The following is a 7899-nucleotide window of genomic DNA, read 5'->3' on the forward strand; positions in this document are numbered from 1 at the left end:
TTTACTTATCTATTTTTTAGTTTTTAGAATCGCTATTTACGTATTATTTACCTGGTTGAAACAAGAATTCCACCCCTTGAAGAGGTGGAAGCGTTAAAGTATACCTAGTACCGCAAGGCGGAATTCGGAATTCGGAATTCGGAATTCGGAATTCCGATTGCGTAAGGGTTCTAGACATTTCCAATGGTTGGTTTATTTCCGCCGTGTTGTACTAGTTTAAAATTGGGAACTTGTGGGATACCTAGCAAGTACTTATGAAGTGACAGCAATATTTTTCGTTTTCTTTTTTTGGCAAAGGTATTGTTAACAGAACTTGTCTTTTAACTTTAGTTATGCGATGCGTGCATTTTTATCCATAAAATTCTATATTTTTGCCAGATTCTCTTCAGGCGATCGCATTAAGTAGAACTACACACAAAAACTAGAATACTAATAAAGAAGCCTCTAAAATATTTTATTATGCCAAAGCATCTCTCTCGCTGCCTTGAAGGAAAGTTTAAGGCAGTGAGAGGTTTGTCAAACTGACATTACTTTTAGCTGAGTACAGCTACTTTCGCGTGTTTGTTAACGTAGTCTATAAATAATTGCTTCAGCCGGGGACTAACGCCAGCGTGTTCAAAGAATCCAAAACCCAGATTCCTAGCCTTGGCTAAGGTTTCCTCTGGTGTTAATCCTTCCTGAATAGCGATACTTAATAGCGCAATTCCAGTCGAACGCATCCCGGCTGCACAATGTACAACTGCTGGTTTAGGTATTTGTTCTAGTGTCGTGAGGATTTTGGTAATCACCTCTTCATTCAAGTTTTTTAAATCCACCTTGAGTGGAACATTTGTATAATGCAGCCCCAATGCTTCCGCTACTTTTTGCTCATCCTTAGAAAATCCTAGTTCATCAGGCGATCGCAGATTTAGAATGGATTTAAAACCTTCTTCGATAGCTTGCTCAAGCTGTTTTGGGATCACTTGTCCTGTGGTTGTCAAGTTTTCGTTAATCTGTATGGCGTTGATCACATTCACTCCTTTTGACTTTTTGATGGCTTCCAGCTTGGTAAATACTCGAATCAGCAAGCTTTGAGAAGATATTTAAATAAAAACGGCAAAACTAGCTAAATATCAAACGATATTGCTTGATTACTTCAAAATTTGCCTTTTGAAGTTAATTATTTTATTGCTTTATTCATAATATACGGTTTGTCGATGGGATTACCGTGTATTAGAACTAATTATGGTTTTTAGTGATATGTTTACATTAGTTTATATTTTAGAAGTTATACTATTGAGCAAGTTGGGGGAGCAATTAGCTCAGAATTTTCGTAAACAAGTCCATAAATAATGACTGCTACAGGCTAACTCTGTTCTCTATTCATTGGGATAGTATTATTACCCAAATGTCACGCAGTTAGATTCCACGGGGTTCGCGCAATAGGTGGTGTAAACTTTTCAATAGTTCTCTGGCTGTATAGGGTTTTGATAATACTGCTTGCACATTGGCATCAGCAGCTTGAGCAGATACATCTACTAAGTTCAACCCCGTACAGGCAATGATTTGAACCTGCTTGTTCATTTTTTGCAAGGTGCGAATAGCAGTAATTCCATCCATCTCCGGCATCATTATATCCATCAATACGGCATTGATTTGATGCTTGTGTTGGGCATAAAGTGCGATCGCTTCTATGCCATTACTGGCAGCTAGTATCTTATAGTTATATTTTTCTAGAATGATGGTGGCAACCTCCCGAATTTGAGCCTCATCATCTACAACTAAAATCAATTCTCCCTCTCCTGGGACCAGTTCCATATCTTCGATCTCGAAGGCTTGGGTTGCTTGCACTGCTGGTAAAAACAGGTCAAATTTGCTGCCTCTACCAACATTACTAGATACTTTGATAAAACCGTCGTGGCTTCTAATGATGCCCAGCACTGTTGAAAGGCCAAGTCCCGTACCTGCATTGATCTCTTTTGTCGTAAAAAATGGCTCAAAAATTCTATCTAATATTTCTGGCGGTATCCCAACTCCGTTATCGGCAACGGTAATTACAATATAATGCCCAACCTTGGCATCGATATTCATTCTCGTATAAGCTTCATCAATAAACTTATTTTCCGCAGAAATTTTGATATTGCCCCCATCTGGTAAAGCATCGCGGGCATTTACTACCAGATTCATCAACACTTGATGCAGTTGTGTGGTATCTACGGTGACAGCCCAAATATCTTCTGGGATAACCGTGGAAAATTCAATAGATTTGGGAAATGTCTGTTTAATAATTTGGATAATTTCTGAAATCAGGTACTTGATTTGGATAATTGTCCGCTCCCCTTTAAATCCTCGCGCAAATGACAAAACTTGCTTCACTAAAGCTGCTCCCCGTTGGGCGTTGCTTTCTACAAGTGTCAGCAGTTGCCCAGAACGCTCCTCGTCTTGAAAAAATTTCCCCTGTAGCAATTGAGCTGTTGCCAAAATTGGTGTCAATATATTGTTTAAGTCGTGGGCAATACCACCTGCAAGGGTACCAATGCTTTCCAATCGCTGGGCGCGAAAAAACTGTTCTTCAAGTTGTTTCTTTTCAGTAATATCAGTGTCAACAGTCAGGATAGATTTAGGTTTTCCTTCAGGATCGCGCATCAATGTCCATCGGCTTTCTACAATAATTGCCTTACCGGATTTTGTCACTTTAGATAACTCACCTTGCCACGAGCCGCTCTCAATTACGCTTTTTAGAGGTATTTCCAGTTGGTGCTGAATTTTGGTTGGGTACAAAATCTCCTCGAGGTTTTTTCCTATAACTTCTGTAGAGAGCCAACCGTACATCCGCTCTGCACCTTTATTCCAAACTAATATTTGAGACTGGAAATCTCTAACTAATATGGCATCTGTGGCGATATCAAGTAGAGCGGCTTGTTCGGAAATTTTTTGTTCTGCCAGCTTGCTCTCAGTTACATCCCTACTTGTGCCGATCGCTCGAATTGGCTGACCAATTTCGTTATAGTAAGCCCGACCTTTGCAGTGTAACCAGTGTAGGCTGCCGTCAGGCCAGATAATTCGATACTCTATAGATGATCCCTGTCCTGCCTCAATCATCCAAGCCATATTCGCAGCTACCGATTCGCGGTCTTCTGGATGGATTAAATTGAGATAGCCTTCAACGCTTGGACACAAAGTGTTACTCGGTAGACCATAAAGTGGCCCCATATTGGCAGACCAAATCCCAGTATTGGCGATTAGGTTTCGATCCCATATACCAATTTGGACTGCTTCGGTAGCTAAATTCAATCGTGCTTCACTTTCTTGCAGTGACTCTTCGGCCAGTTTGCGCTCGGTGATATCTTCAGCAATGCCACCATAATAGTTAACTTTTCCTTGGTCATCATAGACAGCAAAGCCCTGATTCCAAATCCAGCGCACCAAGCCATCAGGTCGTAAAATCCGATATTCTGTTGAAATAGATTGATTAGTACTCAGCAGTTGGTCGATTAATTGGGTGGCGCGATCGCGATCGTCTGGATGAATGTTGTTTACCCAAGATTTTGGCTCCTCAAACAGACTCTGAGAAGATCGACCCCAAATCTTCTCATAAGCGGGACTAATGTACAAAGGTTGGAATGTATCTGCGCTACGAATCCAGATGAGTGCTTGGGTGTGTTCGGCAAAAGTGCGAAATTTCTCCTCGCTTTGGCGTAGTGCTGCTTCGGCAAGTTGGCGTTCCTCTAACGCAGCTCGCTGTTCGGTAATATCTCTGGCTACCCCTTGTATTTCAACAACTTCTCCTTTGTCATCATGAATTGCGATCGCATTCCATTCAAACCAACGAATACCATTGACTGTGAATACCCGTCGCTCACAATTAGTCAATGGATGGAACGAAGATTCTAAAACTGTGATACTTTCCATCACTTTAGGTAAGTCATCTAGATGAAAAAACTGGAAAAATGACTGACCATGAAACTCATCTTGTTTCCAGCCAAAGGTTTGACAGGCAGCCATATTGGCAAAGGTAATCTTCCCTTGTAAATCAATGCGGATAATTATGTCAGTTTGGCTTTCCACTAGTTGGCGATAGAGGTTTTCGCTCTGCTGTAATGCAACTTCTGCACGTTGGCGATCGGTAATTTCGTGTTGCAGCAAAACGTTGGACGTAACAAGTCCTTCTGTCCGTTCCGCTTGGAGTTCTTCGAGGGCTAGCTGAAGTTCTTGATTAACTTGGATGATTTCAGCCAATTTGGCCTCAACCCATACTTTTAAGTGATTTTGAGTTTGGCGGTACACCTGCTCGATCTCAATTGGCAGATTAACCTGCCTGAATTCATCTGTGGGTTCTTGTAAATATTGCTGCAAGCCTTCAACCACCCCAACCATTTTTATCAGGTCAAAGGCTTGTAGTAAACTAGTCTGGGTGATGATTCCTAGCAATTGCCCGCGATCGTCCAAAACAGGTAAATAGTCAGTCTGGTGCTGACGCAATAATGATAAAGCAGTGAAAATATCATTAGAATCTGATTGTCTAAGGGTAACTACTGGCTGCGTCATCACTTCAGCCATTGTCACCGTGGCTAAGTCTATTCCCAAAGCTATAAGTCTAATTACATCTTTTCCTGTAAAAATACCTAATAAGTTTTCTCCATCCAAAACCAAGACGCAACCATTTAGTGATTGATTGGCAAAGCTTAAATCTAATGAGGAATTTAAACTAATAGGTGCATAATTACTACATCTTTCCTGACTCATCAGAACAATAGCTTCGACTACAAAACTATCAAAACTAATCGTTAGGGGAGAACGATTAATAACATTATTTAATCTAGGTATGTTAATCAGACGATCGTTGAATCGCATAGTTAATTTGTCAATTCTAATGATCTCTTTGATATCAGTACAATTTTGTAGAAACTAAAGTAAGTAAATTGTTAAAAATCAGGAATTATTTTGCTGTAATTGATAATCAATCAATTATCAATCAACTATTTACCCTGTAAAGATTAGAAAACCTAATACAAGAGACACAATGCAAGTTAGTAACTAAACCAGGAGGTAGATAGAATTTTAGAGTTTCTCAACTCACTCTATTGTCAAATTAGAGATAGCAGATCGGATATCTCAAGAGATTACTCTAACTGATGATTAAATAAAATGCAAAAGTAGGGTGTGTTAGCGGAGCGTAACGCACCATTCCAAGTTAAATAAGAATTGCACCTTATTAAATTTGCGTTCCTAAAGTTAATTTGGTTCTTTAGTACCTAGTATGCTAAATTTATGTGAGAAAATCTCAAAAAGCTTGCTATACATGGGAAATAAAGCTGATTTCTCCGATTATTTCTTAATATTGGCTCTTTCGCCTGTTCCCTCTTAAAGACTGTGAATTTAGCATAACAAGTCTTCAACAATATCTTATTTATAACCCCCGAATTGATTCGAGGGTTTTTAACGCTGAAAAATGAATTTTTAATTTTGATTTTATTCGGATGCTGCTAATGGGGCACTGCTTTTAGATGCAGCCTGCATCATCTTCCCAAGATTCGTGATTGAGTAGGTCGATAATTCTATCTCTGAGTAGAAATTCATTCTTTTCTAACTCAAGTTCAAAATTAACCCAGTCACGATGAGGAATATATTTACAAAGGGTATAAATTGGCTGTTGACGGTTAACAAATCTCTTTTTAACAAGTTGAAGTGCTTCTTCCTTGATAACTTCGATGTCATATTTAACCGTAGTGTTCATAAGTCGTTCCTTTGTTTTAAATCAAGGAATTAAGAATCAAAATATAGTTTATTTGACTCTACCTTAAACTTATCAAAGAAAATTGGCGAGAATTGTGAAGAATCAAGACATTAACTCTTGCTGGAAGTTAACTGTGTCAGTAATATCCTCCTGGAGTTCCCAAGTATACCCCCTCTAGAGAGATTTTTGCAGAGTAATAAATCTGGTAGAAGAAGCTGTAAATAGCAAAAGACGGTGTAGATGCTCTTTGGGCGACTTGCCAAAAGGTAGGTTAGGGTAAATAACATTCTCTACAAAACTTATACTATGCTTTTGAATCTTGATAAAGTTCGTCAATATTTTCCTGCGCTAGCTGGTGAATGGACTTTTTTTGATAACGCTGGCGGGTCACAAACCCTGAAAAAAGTAGTAGATAGAATTAGCGAATTTCTCCTAAGTTCTGATGTCCAGTTGGGAGCTTCTTATGCTGTTTCTCAACTTGCCGGAGAACGATTGGCTTTAGCAACTAGGGGAATGGCTACTTTTATTAATGCCAATTCTTCTAAAGAAATAGTTATGGGCCCATCTACGACAATGATGTTGAAAGTTCTCTCAACTTGTCTGGGTCAAACCTTTACACCTGGTGATGAGATTATTGTTACTAATTGTGACCATGAAGCCAATATTGGTGCTTGGGTTGCTTTGGAAAAACAAGGAATGAAGGTTAAAGTGTGGCAAATTCGCCCAGATACCTTGGAACTCCATTTAGCAGATTTAGAACAATTAATGAGTAATAGCACTAAATTAGTAGCCTTGACTCATGCTTCTAATGTTTTGGGAACCATCAACCCGATCAAAGAAATTGCTGCATTTGTACACGATCGCAACGCGATGATTTGTGTGGATGGTGTAGCTTATGCACCACACAGATTAGTTGATGTCCAAGATTTGGATGTTGATTTTTATACTTTGAGTTCTTACAAAGTTTACGGGTCACACCATGCCTTACTTTATGGCAAAGAAGAACATTTATTAAGATTGCCTGGTCTTAATCATTATTTTATTCAACAGACAGACATACCTTATAAATTTCAGTTAGGTAATGTCAATTTTGAATTAAGTTATGGAATGTTAGGTTTATGTGATTATTTAAGTGAGTTAGCACAACTCCATTACGGCGATAAAACCGCACCTGATTTGAGAAATCAGATGGTGCAGTCCTTTGATTTAATTAGCATACATGAAGAAAAAATTAGCGATCGCCTCCTAAATTACCTCAACAGCAAGTCTAATGTGCGAGTCATTGGTCAATCAAAAGCTGACCGTCAATTGCGTGTACCGACTATATCTTTTGTCGTCGATGGAATGAATAGCTCAACCATTCCGGCAAAAATTGACCAGCATCACATTGGGATTCGCTACGGAGATTTTTATGCTAAACGGCTCATTGAATATCTGGGGTTAGCGTCGCAAGGTGGAATAGTCCGGGTGAGTATGGTACATTACAACACCCTTGAGGAAGTTAACAGCTTGATTGAGGCTTTTGAGCAGACATTTTAACTAATTCGTAATTCGTAATTATCTGGTTTGATTCAAGATGATTGAGTTAAGCCTTTTTTTCATCCCCTGTCTTAGAGGATGTTTGAAAAGTCCTTGGTGATGTATCAAATACTTGTAGATCCCCCTAAATCCCCCTTAAAAAGGGGGACTTTGATTCCGTTTCCCCCCTTTTTAAGGCAGGGCTGATTCATTCCCTAAAGAGCGCTAAATATCAATGGTTCTAGCGATTTAAAATTGATTATTTTGCTTTCATTACCCGTTACTAAGCTGCAAAACTTGCACCTCTTCTTTTGGAGAAATTAATGTTTTACCCACCGGGAGAACAGCTAAGGCATCGGTTTGAGCTAAATTAATTAAATTGCCGGAACTATTACTACCACCAGCTTTGTGAAATTCGTAAACTCCATCAATTAAATGTAATTTACCCCAAAGGTAAGTTTCCCGCTTGCCATCCGATCGCAATTCATCATGCGATCGCACTTTCAAAAACATTGGCTCCCAACCTTCAGTAATTCCCGAAATTTTCTTAATCGCTGGTAGCACAAACCGCCAAAATGTCACCAACACAGCCGCAGGATTTCCTGGTAAACCAAAGTAGAGTGGGGACTGGGGACTGGGGACTGGGGACTGGGTAATGGGGAAGG

At 39.4% G+C, this 7899-nt stretch carries 4 protein-coding genes and 1 pseudogene; 1 reads left to right on the forward strand and 4 read right to left on the reverse strand.

The annotated features are described in order from the left end of the window. Positions 1–533: 533 nt before the first annotated feature. The 3 genes from CDG77_RS23120 to CDG77_RS23130 all read right to left on the reverse strand — a co-directional run bounded on the left by CDG77_RS23120 (position 534) and on the right by CDG77_RS23130 (position 5716). The gene (locus CDG77_RS23120) at positions 534–1010 is read right to left on the reverse strand and encodes a beta-lactamase hydrolase domain-containing protein (RefSeq protein WP_094331710.1); all 477 of its coding nucleotides are present in this window, start codon (positions 1008–1010) and stop codon (positions 534–536) included. A gap of 388 nt (positions 1011–1398) precedes the next feature. Continuing rightward, the gene (locus CDG77_RS23125; protein ID WP_094331706.1) at positions 1399–4833 is read right to left on the reverse strand and encodes a PAS domain S-box protein; all 3435 of its coding nucleotides are present in this window, start codon (positions 4831–4833) and stop codon (positions 1399–1401) included. Positions 4834–5482: 649 nt separating this feature from the next. After that, the gene (locus CDG77_RS23130) at positions 5483–5716 is read right to left on the reverse strand and encodes a DUF4327 family protein (protein ID WP_094331707.1); all 234 of its coding nucleotides are present in this window, start codon (positions 5714–5716) and stop codon (positions 5483–5485) included. A gap of 306 nt (positions 5717–6022) precedes the next feature. Between CDG77_RS23130 and CDG77_RS23135 the strand changes: the two genes are divergently transcribed. Next, the gene (locus CDG77_RS23135) at positions 6023–7255 is read left to right on the forward strand and encodes a cysteine desulfurase-like protein (protein ID WP_094331708.1); all 1233 of its coding nucleotides are present in this window, start codon (positions 6023–6025) and stop codon (positions 7253–7255) included. Between the two features lie 252 nt (positions 7256–7507). Here the strand turns inward: CDG77_RS23135 and CDG77_RS23140 are convergent. After that, positions 7508–7899 (reverse strand): annotated as a pseudogene (locus CDG77_RS23140) (gephyrin-like molybdotransferase Glp); the annotation flags it as partial.

The sequence above is a fragment of the Nostoc sp. 'Peltigera membranacea cyanobiont' 213 genome (assembly GCF_002245975.1).
Lineage (GTDB): Bacteria > Cyanobacteriota > Cyanobacteriia > Cyanobacteriales > Nostocaceae > Nostoc.